Origin of the sequence: Chryseobacterium sp. OSA05B (assembly GCF_019970065.1) — a bacterium.
In the GTDB taxonomy this organism is placed as follows: Bacteria; Bacteroidota; Bacteroidia; order Flavobacteriales; family Weeksellaceae; genus Chryseobacterium.
Window position 1 is genome coordinate 214,340 of the sequence record NZ_JAHXYH010000003.1, and the last position, 23,975, is coordinate 238,314.

Sequence of the window (23,975 nt, forward strand, 5' to 3'; positions counted from 1 at the left end):
TTAAGCTTTGCAGTTTTTAAAAAGTTCGGAATATTATGAAAAAATTCATCGTGTTTCTGATGCTTTTGTTCTCTGTTTTTACATTCTCACAAACAACGAAAACCTATTATACCTGTCCAATGCATCCTGAAGTAGTATCTTCAAAACCCGGAGACTGCCCGAAATGCAAAATGACACTGGTAAAGAAAACCGTTGTTGTAAAACCAAAAGTTACCGCGCAACCGGTACAGAAAGCAATACAAAAGCCAACAGAAATTAAAAATAAAGTTCAGGTTGAGAAAAAAACTAAGACTAAGGCTAAAGTAAAGGTTAATGCAACCCCAAAAGTTAAAACCTTGGTAAAATCTAATTCTCAGCCTAAACCTCAATCTCAACCTCAGTCTATCTACAACTGTCCGATGCATCCTGAAGTCACTTCAGACAAACCGGGGAAATGCCCGAAATGCGGAATGGATTTGGTAGAAAAAGAAAGCCATCAGCATGTTGTTACAGAAGAGCCGAAAACGGAACCTTCTCTATTCAAAAGAAATTCGGAAAACGGAAAAGTGACGTTTGGCGGAAAGACGGTAAGATATGATCTGTACGTGAAAGATACGATTGTCAATTTCACCGGAAAAAACAGAAGAGCGATTGCCATCAACGGAAAGCTGCAGGCTCCCACTTTATATTTTACAGAAGGAGATACCGCAGAGATCTATCTTCACAATATGCTGAAGGAAAATACAGGACTTCACTGGCACGGTGTAATTCTGCCCAATGAACAGGATGGTGTTCCATATCTTACCACAAAGCCCGTAACACCCGGTGAAACGCATTTATATAAGTTTAGAGTATCACAAAACGGAACGTATTGGTATCATTCGCATGAAGCATTACAGGAACAGATCGGTATGAATGGAATTCTGGTGTTCAATAAAAGAGAAGGTGAACCTAAAATATCGTATACAAAAGAAATTCCGGTACTACTTGGTGACTGGAGTGATGAAGACCCGATGCAGATCGCGAGAAGGCTTCATATGGCCAACACGGATTGGTATGCGATTAAAAAAAATGCGGTACAAAGCTACTGGGAGGCCATTAAATCTGGAAATTTCGGGACAAAAGCCCTGAATGAATGGAAAAGAATGGAAGCGATGGATGTAAGTGATGTTTACTACGATAAATTCCTGATCAACGGGCTTCCAAGCTCTGAGTATTCCAATCTGAAAGCTGGAGATAAAGTAAGGCTAAGAGTGGCCAATGGTGGTTCATCTACCTATTTCTGGCTGAATTATGGAGGTGGAAAAATAAAAGTGATAGGAAATGACGGAAATGATGTGGTCCCGGTAGAAGTAGACCGTCTGATTGTCGGGGTTTCCGAAACGTATGATATTGAAGTTACGATTCCTGAGAACAAAAGTTTTGAATTCCGTTCCACATCGGAAGATAGGGTAGGACACGCTTCACTTTGGCTTGGATCCGGTGAAAAAGTGGAGGCACCGAATTTACCAAGACTACTGCTTTTTGAAGGTATGAAAATGATGAACGGGATGATGGAAATGAGTGGTAATATGAAGCCAATGAATATGACGATGGGCAATCAGATGATGGATATGAATGAAGTGATGTATCCTGAACTCCCCGAAAGCCAGCGGAAAATGACAATGAAGCACATGAATGAAATGATGGGAATTAAGACTAAGGAAGAAGATCATTCACAAGTGGCTTCGGGAGCCTCAGCCAATGGTCATGAAAATCATTCGGGAATGAATATGAAGGAAGAAAAAACGATCAAAAGGCTATCATACAATATTTTAAAGTCTCCTGAAAAGACCATTCTTCCGGATGAAAATGTGAGAGAATTGAAATTTACCCTGGAAGGAAATATGAATCAGTATCTGTGGACATTGGATAATAAAACGGTGACAGAAACAGATAAGATTCTGGTGAAAAAAGGGGAAATCCTGAGAATTACGATGTATAATAATTCAATGATGCGCCACCCGATGCACCTTCACGGCCATGATTTCAGACTGATCAATTCAAAAGGAGAGTATTCCCCTTTGAAAAACGTAGTTGATATTATGCCGATGGAAACCAATACGATTGAATTTGCTGCCAATCAGGATGGCGACTGGTTTTTCCACTGTCATATCTTATACCATATGATGGCGGGAATGGGAAGAATATTCAGCTATGAAAATTCAAAACCGAACCCACAGCTGCCGAACAGAAAGCTGGCCTGGAAAAATTTCCTGAAGGATAATAAAATGATCAGCTCCATGGGAATGCTGGATATTGCAAGCAATAAAGTACATGCAGAAAGTATGACGATGTTCGGACCAAGATGGGCGAATCTGAATCAGTTTCATTCTAACTGGGATTTTGATCATTTTGAAGGCAATGTAAAAGTTGGAAGGTTCTTAGGAAAATTCCAGTGGGCACTTCCTTATGCAGGCTTCAGGATTCAGAAAAACCACGAGATCATGGAGCGGCAGATGACAGAAGATATGGGCATGAAGTTCCAGGGCAAAAAGACCTGGTTCGGACAGGAGAAAGCTTCAAAAAATCAATACGCCTTCATGGTTGGTGTACAATATCTTTTACCGATGCTGATCACTGCTGATGCAAGTGTAGACCAGAACGGAAAAGTATTATTGGAATTGAGCAGAGAGGATATTCCGGTTTCCAGAAGAATAAGGGGAAATTTCAGTGTCAATTCTGATGGAGAGTTTTCAACAGGACTGAGATATATTTTACAGAAATGGCTTTCAGTATCCGGAAATTATGATAATGAAATGGGCTGGGGAGCCGGACTTACTTTAACCTACTAGAGAAAAGGCTGTCAGATAATGGCAGCCTTTTTTGGTTTTTAAACACAAATAGGCACGAATGCTTTACACTAAAGGCACAAATGTATTTTATCTACCCGTAGTTTGGGATAAGCTTTTGATAAGGATAAAAAATCAGAATCTCTGTCCTTTTTCTTTTAACGTATTGAATCGTGTTATTTGTGAAATCATTATTGGCATTTGTGTTTAAAAACTAGAAACAAAAAGCCGGTTCATTTCATCATGAACCGGCTTTCTTTATTCAGCCAATGAATATAATCATTTATTTATCATTTTATTTTGAAGCTTTTGGTGCAGCCTCTTTTGCTTTTTCAGTTGGTTTGTAGGTCACATTTTTAATATCAACCGTCATTTCCTTTAATCTTTTTGCTACTGCTTCTGGCATGTCTTTCTGGTATCTTCCTCCAATGACCTCTGAAAGGAACTTTTCCGTTTCCGCATACATCGCCATATTATTAACCGGTTTTCTGAATCCGTGTCCTTCATCATCTGCCAGAATATAACTTACTTTTTTTCCTTTGTCACGAAGAGCGATCACAATTTGATCAGCCTCAGCCTGTTTTACTCTAGGATCATTGGCTCCCTGAATAATTAATAGCGGTTTTACAATTTTGTCTGCGCTAAACAACGGGCTTGCTTCTTTAATCAGCTTTTTACCTTCTTCAGTTCTAGGATCTCCTACCATACCATATAAAGAGGCGCGTGCGGCTTCCCAGTAAGCAGGAACAGAATCCAATAGGGTAAAGATATTACTTGGTCCAACGATGTCCACCCCTCCGGCATACAGATCCGGTGTGAAAGCTAAACCTGCCAGTGTTGCATATCCACCGTAGCTTCCTCCCATAATGACTACTTTGTTTTTGTCAGCGATTCCCTTGTCGATAAGGTATTTTACACCCCACGTAATGTCGTCCTGCATTAGTTTTCCCCATTGTAAGTCTCCACCGTTTTGGAATTTTTTACCATAGCCTCCACTGGCTCTGAAGTTGGGCTGCAGCACGGCATAACCTCTGTTGGCCAAAAACTGCACGGTTGAGTTATAACCCCAACCATCTCTTGGCCCTTTTGGTCCTCCGTGAACCACAACAACTACCGGCAGGTTTTTCCCTGTTGATCCTGTAGGAATGGTAAGGTAACCCGGGATTTCCAGACCATCACTGCTTTTATAAGTGATAGGAGTCATAGGAGCCAGATATTTCTCAACTTTTTTTAATTCGGGTCTTGGGGTATATTGAAATACAAGTTCTTTGGTCTTGGCATCGAAAAAGTAAGCTTCAGATGCATATTTGTCACCCCAAACGGTAATTAAAAATTTCGAATAGTCTTTTGTAGAGCTTGAAAAATCAACCTCTCTTCCCGGGAATTTACTTTGCAAAAATTTATAGTTAGCTTCCCATGTTTTGTCTTTCCAGTACTTTTCAGTTTTATCGCCGGTATAGGAAGTTGAAATCATTTTTCTTGTATTTCTATCCATAAATAATCCTCCGAAATCAACTTTTCCTTTAGGATCACTTTCTATTTTCGTTATTTGCTGGGTTTTTGGATCCATCAGAAACAAAGTAGATTTATCGAGATCACCTTTATCTGTAACTAAATAGAATTTTGAATTATCTTCATTCCAGTTGGCAATATAAGCGCCTTCCGTTACTAATGTTTCATAGATAGGAGTAAGCTTATCTCCTTCTTTGTACAGGAATTGGGTTGTTCCTTTTTCGTCTGTTTTAGACAATACTCTCAATTTTTCATCCCAGTCAAAATCATACCCTGTGATGCGGTCTTTATTTTCGTATATCTTTTTCAGTTCACCGGTAGAAATTTTTAATGAATACAGATCGTGCCATGCTTTATCACGATTATTCAGTCCGACGATCATCAGGTCAGGATCTTTTTTACTGACCATCTGAATCTGAGCGGTAACCTCATTAAGGGGTGTTAAATTTCTTGATTCAGGAACACCTTTGACAACGGTTGCGGTGGGATCTACTGCAAAAATATTCATATTTTCATCCCCGTTTTTGTCTTTTACATACAATATATATTTTCCGTTTTCCGACCAAAAATATCCTGCCATTGGGCGTTTGCTATCGGTTAATGGGCGGGCTTTATCAAAAGGTTCGTCCACTTTTTTCACCCAGATATTCATGATCCCTTCATATTGTTTCATAAAAGAGATCCATTTTCCATCCGGACTCAGCTGTCCGCCGGAAATTTCAGGATTACCATAAAATAATTCTCTGTCCAGCAATGGGACTTCCTGTGCGTATGTTGTTTGAAATCCTATCATTAATAAGAAGAGTAAATAAAAGATTTTTTTCATTTTTTATTTAAATATATGAAAAAAACACTTATTGGTGAAATTTTGAATAAAAGGATGATTTTGAATTAAGTTATTGAAAATTATTAACTTAAATGATCTTTTTTGTTTGTTTTTTTTAGCATTTGCAACATGGTTGCAGTTATTTTTTTACTCAATCATTTTGAAACCGTGTGCATATAATTACCCATTTAATAGAGTGAGAAGCGTATAATTCTAAAAAATTCGAAAATTCTGTTTACTTTGATATGAAATCAATTACATTTCAAGCCGGATGATCTTTTCTGCCAGTTTTTGATGGGTACTTTCCGGAATCAGTCGCATAAAAAAATTGCGTAATGTATTACCTTTTTCCCACTGCGAGATCTTTCCTATCTTCCAACTTGTATCGACTATATAATCTACTTTTTTCCTTCTGATCTTTTGAAATTCTTCAAAAACGCGGTTAAAATCCCCGCTGCTTTCCAATAATTTTCCGATAATATAGGCATCTTCAATAGCCTGGCAGGCTCCCTGACCCATATTGGGAGTAGTAGCATGAGCAGCATCTCCTATCAGACATAGGTGGTCCGAATACCAGGTGGGAATAGGAGAGAGGTCAATAATGTCATTAAGAATAATATGTTCTTCTAAGGTAGCATCGAAAATATTTGAAATAAGAGGGTGAAATTCACTGAAGTTTTCAGAAAGAGGTGAATAGCGTTTATGTTTTCGTTCATTCACCAACGCATACCAGTACACTTTTTTCTCTGAAATTTTTACAAAACCGAAACGCTTTCCTTTTCCCCACATTTCTATGGCTTCCCGGTTAAGCTGTTCCGGCAAATCAAATTCTGCCAGTCCGCGCCAGCATTTCTGGCCTGCGTTTCTGATATTTCCGGTTTCCAGAATCTGGTTCCGGACTTTAGATTTTATGCCGTCTGCACCAAAGACTATTTTGCTTTCTGTCTGGACTCCGTTTTCAAAATTTAAAACATAATTTTGATTCTTTTCTATTTTGCGTAGAGAATGATTGAGCTGGATATGCTCATAACCCATATTTTCTGCCAGGATTTTCTGCAGTTCGGCCCTGTGGATGGCTACATTACAGGAATTGTATTTCTTTTCAAGGGAAAGAATACCGGTTTTTGTGATCGGTTTTAGAGATTCGTCCGTTATGGAAATTCCGTGAATTCTATTACCTGCATTTTCAATTTTTTCTTTTAATCCTAGTTTGTCAAAGATTTGCATGGCATTAACGGCCATCATAATTCCGGCTCCCACAGGTTTTATTTCCGGAGCTGACTCGTACATGGTAAAATCAAGCTGTTGCTGTTTCAGAATATTTCCCAGAGCCAATCCGCCGATTCCGGCTCCTATAATTGAAATGCTGTTCATGAAAATCGGTTTTGATCTTTCTAAAAGGTTAAAATATAATTTTCAGAAACTTTTTTAAATCCATATTTATTAAAAAAATGATGAGCTCCGGTATTATCAATCCCGCTTTCCAGCATCATAAAGCTTATTTTCCAGTTTTTGGATTCTTCCACAGCCTTTTCCAGCAGCGTACTTCCAAGCGATTGTCCACGCAGGGAATGATCCAGAAGCATATCTTCCAGCACCGCATAGTTTTTAAACCCGCTGATGACATTAAAAACCAGCATTCCAATGATTTTTCGTTCCTCATTTTCAGCGATCAGGATATTTAATTTTGAATTTTGATCAGCATCAAAGCCGGAGTTGAATTGTGCAGTTAATATAGCCTTAAGGTCAGGGTTCCAGTGATTTGAATCCAGAGCCCGTCCGGAAATAATCTCGCCATGGGAGATATAGGAGTCTGTTTTGTGTTTGATAAAAAAATCAACCAGTTCTTCAGTCCGGGTAGGTTCAGTAAGCCATTTTGTGGTATAATTCATTACTTTACTTCTGATTTTTCAGTTCGTTAAGCAGTTGGTTCTGTTTGTTGATGAAATTGTCCAGCTGATCCGTTTTCATAGGATGCGCATTCTGGTATTTTCCAATCTCAGGAAGTGTTTTTCTGATCTTAAAAGCGGTGTACAGATTATTGATGTCATCACTGTTTTTATTGACTTTGGCGATCAGTTCTTTTACTTTGCCGATTTTTAAATCATACGTATCAGAGCTGATTTTTATTTCTTTTTCCAGCTGCTGTTTTAGAAGAGAATCTTTAATGGTGCCGGACTGATAATGGGCATCAGCATAAAAAGATTCAGATTTTCGGAGTGTTTCTCCATAAATAGCTAAGACTTTTCCGTTTTCTTCAGATAATTGAATAAGCTTGTCATCAAGAGCTTTTAAACTTTTGTCATTTTTAATCAGTTCTGAATAAATTTGATCGATCATATTGTCTTTGCGGTAGCTTTTCAAAGAACCTGATACAGATGATTCGGCATTATCTACAGCATTTTCTGCAACCGGAGCATTTCTGGATTTATTTTCTTTACAGGAAAGCATTGACAGGACCAAAGCGGAAGCGAAAAATATTTTTTTCATAATTTTTTGATTTAGTGTTCCTTATTAGTTGAAGGTAGTCTAAAAATTGTTACAGCTTAATCTTAAAGTTTCAGTTTTGTCTTTGAAATATATAAAGCTTTGCTGATTTAAATTTTAAATATAATATTACTGATTTTTTTAACCGCAAAGGTAGACAAGGAAATTAATAAAGCTTTAGTTTTAAGATAAACAAAGGCATTTCACTTATAAAAGTAATACTAGGTAAATATAGTATTTCATTTGAACCCTTATCTATTGATCCTTACATTGTGAATAGACGATATAAAAAAACGGAGCCTGAAAACAGACTCCGCATACATTGTTTTTACGCTAAAAATTATTTACCCAGGTAAGATTTCAGGATCTTGCTTCTGGTATTATGTTTTAGTCTCTTGATTGCTTTTTCTTTAATCTGACGAACTCTCTCTCTTGTAAGATCGAAAGTTTCACCGATTTCTTCTAAAGTCATCGGGTGTTTCCCGTTCAGTCCGAAGTACAATCTTACCAGATCCGCCTCTCTTGGAGTCAAAGTGTTCAATGCCCTTTCGATCTCAATCTGAAGAGATTCAAGCATCAAATCTTTGTCCGGGCTTGGAGATTCTCCTGAACGCAATACATCATAAAGATTAGAATCTTCACCTTCTACTAAAGGTGCATCCATGGACAGGTGTCTTCCGGAGTTTTTCATAGATTCTTTAATATCTTCCTCGCTCATGTCAAGAACTTCAGCCAATTCTTCCGGAGAAGGGGGTCTTTCATTTTCCTGTTCAAGGTGAGCGTATGCCTTATTAATTTTGTTGATGGAGCCGATTTTATTCAACGGAAGCCTTACAATTCTTGACTGCTCAGCTAATGCCTGTAAAATTGACTGACGAATCCACCATACCGCATAAGAGATAAATTTGAAACCTCTAGTTTCATCGTACCTTTTTGCTGCTTTCATCAATCCTAAGTTACCTTCATTAATTAAATCGGGTAAAGAAAGACCTTGATTTTGGTATTGTTTAGATACGGAAACTACGAAACGAAGGTTGGCCTTGATTAATTTCTCCAGTGCTGCTCTGTCGCCCGCACGTATTCTTTGTGCCAATTCTACTTCTTCGTCCGCAGTGATCAGTTCCACTTTACCAATTTCCTGCAAATACTTGTCTAATGAAGCAGTTTCCCTGTTGGTAACCTGCTTAGTGATTTTTAATTGTCTCATCTATTTTTATCCTCAAAAAAGAGTTACTATATATTATACGTATGAAGTGGTAAAAAGGTTACACCAGTTTTAATTATTTTTTAAATTTAGTGGTAGAAGGGTGGGATTGAGGGGGATAGAACCAAGAGCCAAGAATCAAGATGGGAGATGTCAGACATCAGATTTTAGAAGGGATTGTGTAGAGATAATGATTGAATGTAGTTTTTTTAATCTCAGACTTAATAAAAAAAGCGAAACCGAAGTTCCGCTTATATCGTGAAAAATGAATCATTAAAAATTAAAAATTCTTTTTTATGATTGGGCCGATTAATCGTAATCAGCCACCAAATAATCTTTAAAACAATTCATTCAATACTTTGGCCAGTCTAAGACCTCCGTAAAGAAGCTGTCTTTCAAGGGTATCATTGAATTTGTACTGATAATCGTATGATAATTTTGAATCATTTGGAGTCTGTGCGTAGATCTTGTTGGCGATTTTATGAGAATCGTATAACCAGTCTTCCAGAGTTCCGGTCTGGATCTGTGCTACTTCTTCCTTAGATTTAATGTCTAAAAGGTTAGCATATTCCGTATAGCTGTATTTCTGTGAATCTACGAGCTTTCCATCCCATACAGAGTGAAGATTGGTTTTGTCTCCGAAATAAGTGACATTGATTTTGTTTCCTCCAAGATCTTCCGCTCTTCCTACGTGAAGAGGCTGGGCAAGATCACCCATAATATGAATAAGGAAGATCAAAGCGATTTTTCTGTCTTTTGCAGAGGTTTTTTCGTCTTTGATCTGGCTGGACAAGGTGTTCACCTGTGTATAAAGACTTGGACCTGCCTGCATTTTAAGGTTTTGGTCAAACGTTTTAAAATCAGCCATTGGATCAACGTTTACATAATGCCATGATGAAGCCTGCTTCCATGCTCCGGTGGTGTCAGACTTGATAAAATCCGGCCAGTTGGCCCAATACGCAAGGCGTTCTTTACCCATTATTTTTTTGATCTCTCTTCTTGCTTTGCCCGATAGATGATTTTCTGCGATCTCTGCGATCACACGGTGTCCCGTTAATCCCCATGCATAGGAGTACAGTGAAGATGAAATGAATGCTAAAATCAGAATTTTAGAATAAATACTTTTCATTATAAATAACATTTTACAAGCTGCAAAGATACGTCCCGGTTTCCGAACCTGAATCAATTATGATCAATTTATTGCCTGTGAGATGTTAATAAAAATTAATCTAAATAAAATAAATGTGGTATAAAATTCTATAAATCATGAAAATTAATCCTATTTTGTACTATAAATATCTATGTGTCAGTGATAACCTTTATTTTTTACATTTCACCCTTAAACCCTGTAAAGTGCAGTATTACCGTATTTTTACGGAATTTGTCACAGATAATTCCTTTTAATGTCAATAAATTAGTATTTTTAAAATAAAATTATTACTAAATTATTTTTTCAAACTTATGAGATATATTATCTTTACAAGTCATAATCACAGGAAACACTATGTATGAGAATAATATTGTAGACATGTATTACAATAAACTGCAGACCGACTTCAAAGCTGAAGCTGTAGCGGTGAATCTTTTGAAATATCAGCGGGCAGTAAGTAATATATTTATAGAACGGATCGGGATCAACGACCGTGCTTACCTCAAAGATATCAAAAGTATTTCGAGCAGTTATTTGGGATTTGATGAAGAAGTCTTCACCATAGAAACTTATAGAGAAGGCATTTATGACTATCTCCCGGAAGGACTTTTTCATCCGCCGTCTTTGGGAGCTTCCCGAAAGAATGTGGACACTGTAGTTCGTGAGATCCGAAAGCAGAAGAAAGTAGAAGAGGATGCCCGGAAGTTTTTCCGGCCTTTTGAGCTTGAGATTTTTTTTACAGAGATCAGTTCCCTGCTTAAGGAATCGGAGTTTGATATTTCAAGCAGTACAGATACGCTTTTGGAAACGGTGAGTGAACTTTGGCCTCTTATTAAAATGCTTGATGAGCAGAGCGCATATATTTTCATCTATATATTGCCGTTTTTTCACCAGATCCGAGGAGACAAGAGATGGTTTGAAAGATGCATGACCGCTTTTCTGCAGGTACCGGTAGAAGTTACTTTTACCCCTAATATTATTGATAAGATAGAAAGAAATGATGATTCTATGTTATTGGGGAATTCAAAATTGGGAGTTACCTACATTCCAAGCGGAAGACATATGGACGGACAGCGGAACTGGGTGGTCAATATAGGCCCGATTCCTTATGAGGATATGAAAAAGTATATTCCGGGAAGTCCGTTCAGAAATGTACTGCAGGCTTTATATGATTATTTCCTTCCCGTAACGGTAGACGTGGAGGAGAATTTTATCACAGAGAAACTGGAATATTCATTCAGTCTCGAAGATGATGAAAGAAATGCCAGCCGTCTCGGATACTCTACATTCCTCTAAAATAATTTATTATATTTACAACGACCAACCAAGTAAAAATTTGAAAAAAAACTAATGGAAATTTCTTCAGTAAAAGGTATTTTTTTAAGGTATATTTTAATGCCTTTAATCGCAGTGATCATGATGTTTATTCTGGGGATAATCAGAAGAAACAAGCCTGCTATCAAAATTAAGGTAATTATTGTATACGTCCTTATTTGCAGCTTATGCCTTGCATTACCGGGGATTTTCGGTTTTGCGGGAAATCTTTTTAATCCGTACTGGTACCTTATAGCCCAGATTTTTTATCTTATTTTTGGGATCATTCATGTCAATTTACTGCACAGATATTTCAGAAAGCATATTGATTCCGTAGGGATGAGTATATTATTTGAATCAATACTTTCATTGACGTGTATTGCTTTCGGAGGTTTTTTATTTACATTAATCTTCAATTGGGTCAGCAATGGAACGGGATATGCTGTCATGGCTGCCACGAGTATGGTCATCTTTCTCGTTCCCGTGGTGTTTTATTACTGCTATGTTCAGTTTATCAGCATTCCTTTTGATATCTATAAAACGTGGAGATATTCTCCTGATCAGAAACTTCCTGATTTTGAAGGAGCCGATTTTGACCGGTTAATGGTACTGAATGTTGAATTGAGCAAGAACCTGGAAGATACCAACAGATTCAGGATCAAAGCTAAAACGCTACCGACCGGAGTCACTTTCGGAGACTGGTTCTATAGGGTAGTGGACGACTATAACCATAAGAATCCTAACTCTATCATTAACCTTTCGGATATAGAGAAAGAACCTTATTACTGGATTTTTTACACCAAAAAATCGTTTTTCAGTTTCAGAAAATACATTGATTTCGACCAGGATATCTCTACGAACGGCATTTCAGAAAATGAAGTGGTCATCTGCAAAAGAGTGATCCAGCATGAGGAAGAAGGAGTATTGAAAAAATCATAATCACAGAAAATTTAAAAAGTATTACATATGATACAGCCTATTAAACATTTTGCGATCAATTGGGTAGATGGGATGAAAGTTTCCCAGAGACACCTTAATGATCAGGATAATTTTTTAATTGATACAATCAGAGATTCCAGCTCGCTTGGGATCAATACATATAATTACGGACTTCTGCCTATTTCAAACGAATTTACGGACAAAACCATTTTTGATGTTCATAATACCGCGACCAATGATGTACAGCTTGTCATCAAAAGATGCAGCGCTATTACTATGGCTGGTTACCGTATTGATTTAACGGATAGGAGAGTGAGTGTTAAGTCTCTTGCGCGATCCATGAACGAAGAGCAGGCAGATGGGGATTATTATATCCTGATCTCTGTGAATCCTTTTGATAAAGTGCCTTTCGGAGATATTGACCCTGAGGAAATTCCACCGCGTCATCCAAGTGCACAGCCGAATCACCACATTGAGCTTCTTCCTGTCACTTCCCTGAACAGCAGCTATTCCGGAGGGAATTATCTGATCATCGGAAAAGTAGACCTGAAGGCTAATATCGCACAGGTAGATTCTAATTTTATTCCACCATGTACTTCTATTCAGAGTCATCCTGTTTTGCTGGATTACTACGGTAGTTATGCAAAATCTATTGGAAATCTGCAGCAGTACGCTTTTAAAATCATTCAGAAAGCTTCTCATAAAAACCAGAATACGGCTTTGGCACAGAATGTAAAGTTCCTGTGTACCACCATGGTCAATACTTTTGGAGATATGTATTTCCAGTTCAGAAATATTATTCCTTGGCAACCGCCTGTATTTCTGATCGAGGCTTTTGCAAAATTAGCCCTTCATTTGTACAATTCTACCCAGCTTCTGGTACCTGCCGAACTGGAAGAAATGCTGAACTACAGCTTAGAGTGGAGTGAAATTGCTCCTCATACCTTGCTGAACCAGCTTTCTATCGTGGCAGAAACCAATTACGATCATCACAACTGTGGAGAACCGTTATTGTACATCCAGCAGATGCTTCGCAGCCTGGAAATTATTTTCTCTAAACTAAGCGAACTTGATTACATCGGTCAGAGAAAAGAAAACATTATCGTTAACGAACAAGAGGTTTCTTCAAACACCAATCCAAAGAGAGGTTGGAGCGTTTTAGATTAATGGAAACACCTGGAAATATAAATCCCGAACGTCAATTTTCGGGATTTTTTATGCGTAAAAAACTCAAACAGAACAGAAAATTATCAATTCATTCTAAAAGTAAGTAAAACATGGACCTAGATATCGTCAGACAGGATACCGTCGGCTGTGCGGATAAAATATTTTTAAACAGTGCAGGAGGGTCACTGATGCCTGAAATTGTAGTTAAAACAATGATCGATCACATTTATCTTGAACAGCAATACGGAGCATATGAAGCAGCTGAGAAGAATGTAGAAAATATCATTCAGTTTTATGAAGCAGCAGCGAAACTGATTAACGCTAAGCCTGAAAATATGGCTTTCACCGTAAGTTCTACTGATGCCTATGCTAAAGCTTTGTCCAGTATTCAGTTTGAAAAGGATGATGTTATTATTACGACGAATGATGATTATGTCTCCAACCAGATCGCTTTTTTTTCGCTGCAGAAAAAGCTGGGCGTTAAGATTATAAGGGTAAAAAATCATCCTGATCACGAACTGGATCTGGAGGATTTCGAAAATCTGGTTAAAAAACACAAGCCTAAACTTGTTGCCGTTACCCATATCCCAACCAATTCCGGATTGATTCAGAATGTAGAAGGAGCGGGAGAGATCTGTCGTCGATATGATGTGATTTATCTTGTTGATGCCTGCCAGTCGGTAGGGCAGCTTGCGTTAGATGTTGAAAAAATAGGCTGCGATTTTCTCACGGCTACAGGCAGGAAGTTTATGCGTGGACCGAGAGGTACAGGATTTTTATATGTTTCGGACAGGGTTTTAGAAAAGAATATGGCTCCGGTTTTTTTGGATTTGAATGGCGCAGAATGGACGGAATTCACTGATTATAAGCTCCTGAAAACCGCAAAAAGATTTGAGCATTGGGAAACTTCCGTCAGCTCGATTTTAGGATTTACCGAAGCTGCAAAATACGCGACTGGAATTGGCCTTCAGCATATTGAAATATACACTAAGACATTAGCGGAAAAGCTAAGAATGGGTCTTCGGAACAATGGTTTTAGAGTATTGGATGAAGGACGGAATTTAGCAGGTATTGTTACCTTTTGTGCTCCTGACGGAAGTATTGACGGGATTTATAAAATATTGAAAGAGAATAACGTCTATTTTTCGGTAAGCAATAAAAGCAATGCCCTGATTGATTTTACATTAAAGAATCTGGATCGTGCCGTTCGCCTGTCGCCGCATTATTTTAATACTTCTGAGGAAATTGAGGAAGTGGTAAGAATACTGGAGAGATAGGTTAAAGGTGGCTTCGGAAGCCTCAGCCACCCAGTAATTTTGTGACAATATAACTTGTATAATAGTTCACTCCATACCTTAATCAGAGCATTGGTGGTTGAGGAACTCGAAGCCACCAATGAACCTCTATTTCTTCACCAATATCTTCTCAGTAGCCTTCCTGCTCAGAATTTCTTTATTGTCCCCAATTTCTATGGTCATCGATTTATCAAAATCTTCAATTTTAATAACCTTAATCTTAGTATTCAGGAGGAGTTTTCTTTCATTTAAGTAGCTTAGGAAACCATCATCGGAGAGTGTAACGGAAGCGAAAATTACGGTTTCTCCCGGTTTACAGGCACTCAGTTTAAGCAAATCCTGCGAAATAATATTTCCGTCTTTGTCCGGAATAGGTTCTCCGTGCGGATCAAACTTAGGATAATCAAGGATTTCGTCCATTTTGTCAAAAAAGACCTGCGAATGAACGTGTTCCAGCTGTTCTGCAATCTCGTGGACATTTTCCCAGCCAAAATTCATTTTTTTCACAAGAAACATTTCGGTTAGCCTGTGTTTACGGACTACCAGTGCGGCTTCGCGCTTTCCGCTTTCAGTAACTACCAGCGGCTTGTATGTTTCATAAACGACCCATTTTTTGTCCGCAAACTTCTTCATCATGTTATTTACGCTCGGCATTTTTACGTTTAAAAATTTGCTGAGTTCATTGATCGTTACTTTCCCTTCATTGTCAACTAAATGAAACAAAGCCTTCAGATAATTTTCTTCTGTTAATGTTGTTCTCAAAATGTTAGATGATTTTCAGTACAAATCTAACAAAATATTATTTAAAATCTGCTCTTGTTATTTGAACTTTTTTTAATTTTACTCTATGAAATTTTCTTTTAAAAACGACTATTCTGAGGGGTGTCACCCGAATATTCTACAAGCACTTGTACAAACTAATTTGAATCAGCAGGCCGGATATGGCGAAGATGAATATTCCACTCAGGCTAAAAAACTGATCAAAGATAAAATTAAGAACCAGGATTCTGATGTTTATCTGGTTTCCGGAGGAACACAGGCGAACCTGATTGTGATTTCGTCCATCCTGAGACCTTATCAATGTGTGATTTCCGCAGCACCCGGACATATTTTAAATAATGAAACGGGAGCTATTGAAGCCACTGGTCATAAAGTGTTAAGCATTGAAACCGAAGACGGTAAAATAAGTCCCGCTGACATTATTCCGGTTCTGGAAAGTCACAGCAATGTTCCGCATCAGGTCATGCCGAAGTTGGTGTATATATCAAATTCTACGGAGTTGGGGACGGTTTATTTGGCCCAGGAACTGGAAGAGCTTTCAGTATTTTGCCGTCAGAATGGGCTGTATCTGTTTATGGATGGTGCCAGATTAGGACATGGACTGACCTCTGAAATCAGTGATCTGACTTTGGAAAGAGTGGCAGAACTGACCGATATTTTTTATCTGGGCGGAACAAAAAACGGAGCATTGATAGGAGAGGCTATTGTGATTAATAATAAAGATTTACAGCCGGATTTCGCCTTCAACATCAAGCAGAAAGGAGCTTTGCTGGCTAAAGGACGCCTTCTGGGAATCCAGTTTATGGAGCTGATGAAAGATGATCTGTATTTTGATCTCGCGAAACATGCCAATATTCAGGCGATGAAGATTAAAAATGCCATGAAGGAAAGGGGAGTACAGTTTCTTTCTGATACCTACACCAACCAGATTTTTCCGATTATCAGTAATGAAATGATTGAAATTCTCTCAGAAGATTTTGAATTCTACGTCTGGAAAAAGATAGATGAACAGTTTTCTGCCATCCGTCTTATTACTTCGTGGAATACAGGTGATGAAGCAGTAGAACATTTTATTGAAACTATTCATGCTAAAATATAATGTGTTGACGGAATTTCAAAAAAAGTAATTAAATTTATACCATAAAACACATATATTCAATTACAAAATGAAAAAAAAGACATTACTATTTTTAATCGTTGTATCAGGAATGAGTGGTCATATGACAGCTCAGAACCCTGCAATCAATCAGGTGGCTGATCACTATAGAAACTGGCTGACCGGCGAGAATGTGAATTATAATAATTCCTCTGTTAACGATCGTTATAACAGCTTTAAAAATGCAGGAACACAAGCATTAAACTTATCCCAATATGATTTTATAAATCCCGGAAATGTCTGGGATTTTTCTGTGGATGCCGATAAAAATGAATTTTTTAATATCACGGAAAAATCTTTGATCCGACTTGTTTATCTGTATAAGATTAAAGGTTCTGCATCTTCGCCTAATCCCTATTATAACAGTTCGGCTTTAAAAGAAGATATATTAAAGATTTTCAAATATATTGAGGACAAAGGCGTTTCTGCATCTACCAATTTTGAGTATGATATTAATATTGGAAATGAAGAAGTTGTTACAAGCAGTCACGGTATAGCTTTAAGGTCTTCTGCATACGCAACATCTATATTGCTTATGAAAAATGAGCTGAAAGCTGCCGGAAAATTCAATCATCATATGGGCGCCCTTAATGGAATAACCTATTTTTTGTCTCCGGAGTTTCCTCACTTCAATTTTACTTATCCGGGATATAACAGTGATGTCATAAGAGCTTCCCTACAACAAAGGTTTTGCTATGTATTGGCTCAGGAAGATTCTGAAGCTTCCCGGCTTAATAATATGAACCATTTGAAAAGCTTTATCAATAATGCTTTGTTAATAGCCAATGGATGGGCAGACAGTATAAAACCTGATTTTATTACCTTTCATCATAGAGGGGCTTATTCTAATTCTTATGGTTTGGATGCTCTTCATCAGGCATCCATTCTGAATAGGATGCTTAAAAGTTCACCCTACGAATTGTCTCCTGTAGCCCGACAAAACTTAAAAAAAGCGATATTGAATTACAGAACATTCAGTAAAGATTTTACCATGCCACAGGGGCTTGCCGGGCGTTTTCCTTTCACCACAGCTTCATATCATCTACTGAGACCGGCTTTGGCTTATCTGTATATTGCCGATCCTGTAGAAAATGAAGATGCAGGTAAAGAATTCATCAGACTATGGAATATCTCTGTGAATGCCAATAACCGATTGACAAGAGAAAATACCGTAAGTATCAATGTTATTCATAGCTTAGGAGGAATGGAGGATATGGTAAGTACAATGAATTCAGGTCTGACACCTTCGGCAGAACTGGCTTCCGGACATTTTGGATTTCCTTATGCCGGCCTCAGTGTTCATAAATTTAATGGCTGGCAAATCAGTGTTAAAGGGACAAGTAAAAACATCTGGCATTTTGAAAACGGCGGTGATGAAAACAGGCTGGGAGCCTATTCATCAGCAGGAGCTACAGAAATTCTTACTCAGGGAAATTCTTTCTTAAGTAATGATGTTGCTCTGTTATATAACGGCTGGGATTGGAGCCATGTTCCCGGAACTACAGTAGCCAATGTTCCGTTCAGTATCCTGGGGAACTATGGAATGCGTTTAATGAATGGCAAAAATTTTCTGGGACACGCCAACATCGACAAAACAAATGGTGTTTTTGCTATAGACTATAAAGATGCTAACTCAACAACAGGAATGACGGCGCTTAAAAGTTATTTTTTCTTTGGAGATAAAGTATTGTGTCTGGGGTCCGATATTAAAGATGTGGGTGGAACCTACCCGATCCATACGACAATATTTCAGACTCCCATATCAGGCACAGCTAATACAAGCATCATTAATGGAACCGTAATTTCAGGTAATAATACATTTAATGCTAACAGTGGGGGATTATGGGCTACGGATTCTTATGGGAACGGCTATGTCGTGCCTAATAACACCTACAATGGTAATCAGATTGCGATAAACAGAAGCAGCCAGACATCTCCTAACCAGGCCAATACGACAAGTACAACGGGGGATTTTAACAAAGCGTTTATTAACCATGGAACTGGTCCGCAGGCTTCAACTTATCAGTACGGGATCCAATTGCAGGGGGGAGCTTCCACTGAAAATTTCTTTACAAACTTCACCAGTTTTTTCTCGGTCTTAAAACAGGATACTCAGGCTCATGTAGCTGTGTACATTCCGCAATCCACTTATAATTATGTGATATGGGATGCGGCAACAACTTTTAATTTTGATGTCGTAGAAAAATCGAGTAAACCGGCGATTATTATGACTCAGAAAAGCAACAACAATACAGCATTGAAGATCAGTCTTACGAATCCAAGTCTGGGTTTGCTCGCCGATAACGAATCGTATACCTATTCTCAGATAAGCAGTGTAGCCTCCAGATTCCACAGGGTTCCCCAGAGTGAAACGGTGACGGTCCGGCTTTCCGGTTTATGGGAATTGGCTGCTCCTAATCCTGATGTTAGCTTGCAGATTGCCGGTGGGGCTACTGAACTGTCTTTTATGACTAAGAATGGCTTTACGGTACAGGCTTCTTTAAAACAGGCATCTACCTTATCAACAGCATCTGCAACAAAAGAACAACAATATCAGATTTATCCGAATCCTACGGCCGATATTGTTCACATTATTACACATGATAACGTACCGCAGATAAGTGTTTATGATCATTTGCAAAGAAATCTGGATCAGAAGGTTGTTTATAAAGTTGTAAGAAATAAGGCTACTCTTAATCTCAAAAACCTTCCATCAGGAATATATTTCATAAAAATAGGGGCTGAATCTTTTAAAATTTTGAAAAAGTAAATGAAGCACAAACATCTGTGCAATCCGTTGTTAATTAAAAGAATAAATGATTTGATACAAAAAATAAATGCTGTTCCAGAATTGAGACAGCATTTATTTTTTTAGATTGACATTGATTATTGGTCTTCAGTCAGTATTTTTTTTATTCCCGCAATGACCTCGCTTTCAAACTTTTTCACTTTCTGTTTTTTCATCATCATATAAATGCCGACCGGAAAACAGAAAATAAGGTAAAGAACCGCTGAATCCAGGCAGGTTTCCGTGCTTACTTTTCCTATTTCAGGATTGGTTGTGATTTTCACGTTTCCGGTTAGGGTAAATACGCTGGTTCTTACCTGAAGTGCTCCAAAACCGGTCTGAATTTTATATTGAGGAAAGGTTTTCTTTAAGCGCTCTATAAATTCACTTTTTGAAAATGGCTGAAATTGAAAATGCTGCATAATACTACTTTATTGTTGTTTCTAGTGAGCCACTTCTATAGCAAATACCATGCAGAATATTTCAAATACCGGAGAATAATTGATTTTTATATTATTTTAAAGCCTTTGCAACCACTTTACAGTCCGCCGGCTCCAGTTTTTGTCCGTCTTTGTAGCTGATCTTTTTTTCATCGGCATATTTAGACTGGCCATCTTCTTCTTTGTGGTCACCGATTCCTTCGGTTAAAGTATTATCTTTCTGAATAAAGAAAATATCTCTCTTGCTTTTTGTTCCTTCAGACTGGAATTCATACGTCAGTTTCAATGTATCTCCAGATTTAAAGCCGGTTACATCTCCTTTTGAACTGTCTTTTTCATTGTTTTTATAAGCTATTTTTCCGGTAATGGTTCCTAAGTTATCATCGATGGATGCAAAGACGCTGTCTTTTCCTGTAACGGCCATATAACAGAATGATTTTGGTCCCAATGTATCTACGACAGGTTCTACCACTGCGGCTGTGTCTGTTTTAGCTGCAGGAGCCGGAGTTTCCGTTTTTTTATTACAGTTAATCAGTAAAACCGATACTGAACCCAGTAAGATTAATTTTTTCATACCCAATGTTGTTATATTAAATTCAAATTTCAATCTACTAAATTAGTAATAGTATTCAAATATGAAAGAAAATTAGATACAAATAGAAATAATTCTCCATAAAAATAATCTGTAATATATTCAAAATAAAAAGGAATGATCATTTTTATTAAAAGCTTTATCTAAGTCTAAAACCAATTTGGGCACGAAAAATGATGACTATTAATCTTTTAATTTCACAGGTATGACACGATTATTTAAGTTGGCAGTTTTGGGCTGGTTGACTCTTAGTTTACAGCTTTTAACAGCGCAGACTCCTCAAAATTATATCTACACTTCATCAGGAGACCTTAAAAACATTGAAAAAATGATTACCAGGAAAGATATAGGTGGAGTACAGATTGTATATAACTGGCGGGCGTTAGAAACAGCGAAAGATGTTTATGATTTTTCAAGAATTGAAAATGATCTGAACTATTTATCAGGCCTAAACAGAAAATTATTCATTCAGCTTCAGGACCGTTTCTTTGAACCGGAAGCCAGATATGTCCCGGATTACATTTTAAACGAAAGAGAGTATAATGGCGGATTGGTTCCTCAATATGACAATCCCGGTGAAAATAAGCCTATCGGTAATGGTTGGGTAACACAGCAGTGGAATCCTGCCGTTCAACAGAGATATCAGAAGTTGATAGGAGCACTGGCGGAAAAATTTGACGGAAAAATCCAGGGAATCAATTTGCCTGAAACTTCCATAGATATTGATATGAAAAAGGATAAAACGGGATTCAGCTGTGACAGATATTTTCAGGCTGAACTGGATAATTTAAAGTATGCCAGAAGTGCTTTTAAAACTTCCTACGTTCTGCAATATGTGAATTTTTTCCCGTGTGAATGGGAGAATGATCATCAATATATGTCGAGATTATTTGAATTTGCCCATAAAAATAACATCGCATTGGGCGGACCGGATATTGTTCCCAACAAAAAAGCCCAGATGAAAAATTCCTATCCGTTTTTCAATCAATACAAAGGAAAATTGCCTTTAGTGGCTATGGCAGTGCAGGAACCTACATTAACCTATAAAAATCCAAAAACGAAGAAGCCTTTTACCAAGGAAGAGTTTGTGAATTACGCTGAACATTATTTGGGTGTGAATATTATTTTTTGGAGTGTTGAATCGCCTTGGCTTAGAAAGGATTAATTTGTGCTCTGGTAGATCGTGGATGCATATATTTTTAAGCTCCCGCAGATTTTACAGATTAAACAGATGTTTGCGCTTAATAAACTTAATAGTATTAAAAGAATCTGCATCATCAATTAATCTGCAAGAGAAAAAATTCAAACCATTAAGATTCTCTGTTAAGTTTTTAAGAATATTAAGTTTTAGCTTCGCTTTAAGTTGTATATCTTACCTCCTTCATTGATCTTAATGTTTTAAAAAAAGCATGCAGAAAAATCTGTTTCATCTGAGAAATCTGTGAGCTTATAAATGAAGTTTTTCTTACTCATCAACCACTGATGACACAGAGTTCCACAGATGTTTACATTCGTTAAACTGCTTGATCTGCATAAAATGCGAGAGCTTACAATCAATATTTTAAAACAAAAGTATTGAAGAATGGCAAGAACACGAATCTTGTATCCCGTAAAACTCGTTACACTTTCAACATTCCTCTAAATCCTCTCGCCGCATAATAAGAATCCGCCCCATTGTGATACATGAAAACCGTATTATACCGGCGGTCGCAGAAGATAGCACCTCCAAGTTCTCTGATGTTGGCAGGCGTTTTCACCCAGCTGGATGTTTTTAAATCAAATTTTCCGAGTTCCTGAAGTTGGCGGTATTGTTCTTCGGTTAGGAGATCAATTCCCATTTCAGCAGCTTTATCAATGGCATTGCTTGCGGGTTTATTGGCTTTGCGGGAGTCCCAGGCCTGGTAATCGTAGCAGAGACTTCTGCGTTTCGGGCTTTCGGGAGAACAATCGAAAAAGATGTATTCATCTGTTTTTTTGTCGTACACTACTACGTCAGGTTCACCTTCTGTTTCTTCCATTGCGTTCAATGACCAGAGCTTTTCGGGGGCTGCTTCCAGCTTTGACTGTATCTTTTCCCAGCTCAGGCCTTTATGGCGGTTCATGTTTTTCTCAAAACGGGTTTTTAAGACTTTTAAAAGTGCTCCGCTTTGTTCGGCTGTTAGTTTCTTTTTGCTCATATTTTGTTTATTGAAGTGATGGCATTGATGTTTTTAAAGCTTGATTTAATTAATAGCAGATATTTTTCGGTCTGCAGGCCTGAAATACCACGAAATACCGACTAAAATCAACAATAATAAAGCCGGAAGAGTTCGTCCCAAAGTATCACCAACAATGATATGAGAGATCAAAGCGCCTGACATAACGAAGAAAAATCCGGCATATGCCCATTCTTTCAGTAACGGACGTTTCGGGATCAATACCGCGATGACTCCCAAAAGCTTCCAAACCCCGATGATGGTCATCAGGTAAGCAGGATAGCCAAGGGTAGTGAAATTGGCGAGTTCATCTTTATTTTTCATGAGCTGAACAATGGCTGTAGAAACCATTCCGAGTGCCATCCAGATGGTGAAAATCCAGTAAATGATTCTGTTTCTTTTTTGTGATTTGTTCTGTGTTTCCATAGTATTTTTTTATTATTATGTAAGGAAGTCAGAAGCTCGAAGCGGGAAGTTATTGAAGTCCAAAGATAGAATACAATCTGTTTTTATTAATCTTCTTAGAACTATTTCAAGACATTTAAAAGGAATTGTTAAATACTTACTGGCCAATAGTAACTTCCATCCTCCAGCTTCCATCTTCCTGCCTTTTAATTATAACTTCTTATTCCGAACTCAGATTAAGTTAATCTTTCAGACCTTTTCCTGTAAGGATCTGAGGAATATATTTTTGAATTCTTTCTTCTCTTGTTTTGGATTGTTTTGCTGAAGAAAAATGGAGCAGGTAGGCTCTTTGTCTCCCGGGAGTAAGGGCTTCGAAAGCTTCCTTTAATTCCGGATTTTGATCTAATTTGTTTTGAAATTCTTCAGGTATTTCGAAGTCTTTGGTTTTCTTCATCGGAACTTTTATCCCTGATTTTTCAGTTTCTACCGCTTCATATACATAGATTGGAATCACTTTTTCGAGATCAATGATTTCTTTCAGTGTTGTAAAACGGATTTGTCGTGCAGCCTGTACATTTTCAGACTGCTGGATCAAAATATGATGGGTGTCTTTGAGTAAAGCACCCTTAAAAAAAAGCAGGGCACAATATTCTTTAAATCCGTGGATCAAAACGATATTTCTGCCATGATAGGTGTAGCATGGACAGCCCCATTTCAGTTCTTCTTCAAGACCTGTATCAAGAAGAATTGTTCTTAATTTTTCGAATTCTTTCTGCCATTGATCGGCTTTATCAAAGAAAAAATCAACTTTTGGATTCATGGTGTTGAGTTTGAGGGTTTGAGAGTGTTAGAGTATTAGAATTAGAGTGGGAGAGTTTGAGGGTTTTTGAGTTTTAATATATGAGATTTTTTGGG

General features: G+C 37.7%; 20 protein-coding genes. 8 read left to right on the forward strand and 12 right to left on the reverse strand.

The genetic code is table 11. The features are described from left to right. Positions 1-35 precede the first annotated feature (35 nt). Positions 36-2,813 carry a multicopper oxidase domain-containing protein gene (locus LC419_RS13130; RefSeq protein WP_223607783.1) on the forward strand — a complete coding sequence of 926 codons (2,778 nt, stop codon included), beginning with the start codon at positions 36-38 and terminating at the stop codon, positions 2,811-2,813. A 292-nt stretch (positions 2,814-3,105) separates the two neighbouring features. Here LC419_RS13130 and LC419_RS13135 read toward each other — a convergent pair whose 3' ends face one another. The 6 genes from LC419_RS13135 to LC419_RS13160 all read right to left on the reverse strand — a co-directional run bounded on the left by LC419_RS13135 (position 3,106) and on the right by LC419_RS13160 (position 9,968). After that, complete coding sequence (locus LC419_RS13135) at positions 3,106-5,148, reverse strand: alpha/beta fold hydrolase (protein ID WP_223607784.1); 2,043 nt, start codon at positions 5,146-5,148, stop codon at positions 3,106-3,108. A gap of 255 nt (positions 5,149-5,403) precedes the next feature. Continuing rightward, on the reverse strand, positions 5,404-6,522 hold the full coding sequence (locus LC419_RS13140) for an FAD-dependent monooxygenase (protein ID WP_223607785.1): 1,119 nt from the start codon (positions 6,520-6,522) through the stop codon (positions 5,404-5,406). 20 nt (positions 6,523-6,542) lie between these two features. Next, complete coding sequence (locus LC419_RS13145) at positions 6,543-7,040, reverse strand: GNAT family N-acetyltransferase (protein WP_223607786.1); 498 nt, start codon at positions 7,038-7,040, stop codon at positions 6,543-6,545. A gap of 4 nt (positions 7,041-7,044) precedes the next feature. After that, positions 7,045-7,638 carry a hypothetical protein gene (locus tag LC419_RS13150; RefSeq protein WP_223607787.1) on the reverse strand — a complete coding sequence of 198 codons (594 nt, stop codon included), beginning with the start codon at positions 7,636-7,638 and terminating at the stop codon, positions 7,045-7,047. Between the two features lie 337 nt (positions 7,639-7,975). Continuing rightward, positions 7,976-8,842, reverse strand: coding sequence for an RNA polymerase sigma factor RpoD/SigA (locus LC419_RS13155; RefSeq protein ID WP_002979276.1), 867 nt, complete (start codon positions 8,840-8,842; stop codon positions 7,976-7,978). Positions 8,843-9,176: 334 nt separating this feature from the next. Further along, positions 9,177-9,968, reverse strand: a complete 792-nt coding sequence (locus LC419_RS13160; RefSeq protein ID WP_223607788.1) for a S1/P1 nuclease — start codon at positions 9,966-9,968, stop codon at positions 9,177-9,179. Positions 9,969-10,343: 375 nt separating this feature from the next. On the opposite strand from LC419_RS13160, the gene LC419_RS13165 reads away from it, so the two are divergent. The 4 genes from LC419_RS13165 (at position 10,344) to LC419_RS13180 (ending at position 14,686) form a co-directional block, all read left to right on the forward strand. After that, a complete protein-coding gene (locus LC419_RS13165) occupies positions 10,344-11,285 on the forward strand; it encodes a type VI secretion system baseplate subunit TssG (RefSeq protein ID WP_223607789.1) in 942 nt (313 codons plus the stop codon). Between the two features lie 54 nt (positions 11,286-11,339). After that, positions 11,340-12,242, forward strand: coding sequence for a TssN family type VI secretion system protein (locus tag LC419_RS13170; RefSeq protein ID WP_223607790.1), 903 nt, complete (start codon positions 11,340-11,342; stop codon positions 12,240-12,242). A 27-nt stretch (positions 12,243-12,269) separates the two neighbouring features. After that, positions 12,270-13,409: a hypothetical protein gene (locus tag LC419_RS13175; protein ID WP_223607791.1), complete on the forward strand. Its 1,140-nt coding sequence runs from the start codon at positions 12,270-12,272 to the stop codon at positions 13,407-13,409. A gap of 110 nt (positions 13,410-13,519) precedes the next feature. Then, positions 13,520-14,686: an aminotransferase class V-fold PLP-dependent enzyme gene (locus LC419_RS13180; RefSeq protein ID WP_223607792.1), complete on the forward strand. Its 1,167-nt coding sequence runs from the start codon at positions 13,520-13,522 to the stop codon at positions 14,684-14,686. Between the two features lie 126 nt (positions 14,687-14,812). On the opposite strand, the gene LC419_RS13185 is transcribed toward LC419_RS13180, so the two are convergent. Next, entirely contained in the window at positions 14,813-15,466 is a 654-nt protein-coding gene (locus LC419_RS13185) for a metal-dependent transcriptional regulator (protein WP_223607793.1), read from the reverse strand. An 85-nt stretch (positions 15,467-15,551) separates the two neighbouring features. Here LC419_RS13185 and LC419_RS13190 point away from each other — a divergent pair, with 85 nt between their 5' ends. Both LC419_RS13190 and LC419_RS13195 read left to right on the forward strand, forming a co-directional pair. Then, entirely contained in the window at positions 15,552-16,583 is a 1,032-nt protein-coding gene (locus tag LC419_RS13190; RefSeq protein WP_223607794.1) for a low specificity L-threonine aldolase, read from the forward strand. Between the two features lie 67 nt (positions 16,584-16,650). After that, positions 16,651-19,410 carry a polysaccharide lyase family 8 super-sandwich domain-containing protein gene (locus tag LC419_RS13195; protein ID WP_223607795.1) on the forward strand — a complete coding sequence of 920 codons (2,760 nt, stop codon included), beginning with the start codon at positions 16,651-16,653 and terminating at the stop codon, positions 19,408-19,410. A gap of 116 nt (positions 19,411-19,526) precedes the next feature. Here the strand turns inward: LC419_RS13195 and LC419_RS13200 are convergent, their stop codons facing one another. Both LC419_RS13200 and LC419_RS13205 read right to left on the reverse strand, forming a co-directional pair. Beyond that, on the reverse strand, positions 19,527-19,850 hold the full coding sequence (locus tag LC419_RS13200; protein WP_223607796.1) for a hypothetical protein: 324 nt from the start codon (positions 19,848-19,850) through the stop codon (positions 19,527-19,529). 91 nt (positions 19,851-19,941) lie between these two features. Continuing rightward, positions 19,942-20,442 (reverse strand): hypothetical protein, encoded by a 501-nt coding sequence (locus tag LC419_RS13205; protein WP_223607797.1) that lies wholly within the window; start codon positions 20,440-20,442, stop codon positions 19,942-19,944. 223 nt (positions 20,443-20,665) lie between these two features. Between LC419_RS13205 and LC419_RS13210 the strand changes: the two genes are divergently transcribed. Then, positions 20,666-21,625: a hypothetical protein gene (locus LC419_RS13210; RefSeq protein ID WP_223607798.1), complete on the forward strand. Its 960-nt coding sequence runs from the start codon at positions 20,666-20,668 to the stop codon at positions 21,623-21,625. A gap of 454 nt (positions 21,626-22,079) precedes the next feature. On the opposite strand, the gene LC419_RS13215 is transcribed toward LC419_RS13210, so the two are convergent. From LC419_RS13215 to LC419_RS13225, 3 genes are all read right to left on the reverse strand, one after another. Continuing rightward, positions 22,080-22,637, reverse strand: coding sequence for a DUF4256 domain-containing protein (locus LC419_RS13215; protein ID WP_223607799.1), 558 nt, complete (start codon positions 22,635-22,637; stop codon positions 22,080-22,082). A 45-nt stretch (positions 22,638-22,682) separates the two neighbouring features. Then, positions 22,683-23,081, reverse strand: coding sequence for a DoxX family protein (locus LC419_RS13220; RefSeq protein WP_223607800.1), 399 nt, complete (start codon positions 23,079-23,081; stop codon positions 22,683-22,685). A gap of 220 nt (positions 23,082-23,301) precedes the next feature. After that, positions 23,302-23,880 carry a YdeI family protein gene (locus tag LC419_RS13225; RefSeq protein WP_223607801.1) on the reverse strand — a complete coding sequence of 193 codons (579 nt, stop codon included), beginning with the start codon at positions 23,878-23,880 and terminating at the stop codon, positions 23,302-23,304. Positions 23,881-23,975: the final 95 nt, after the last annotated feature.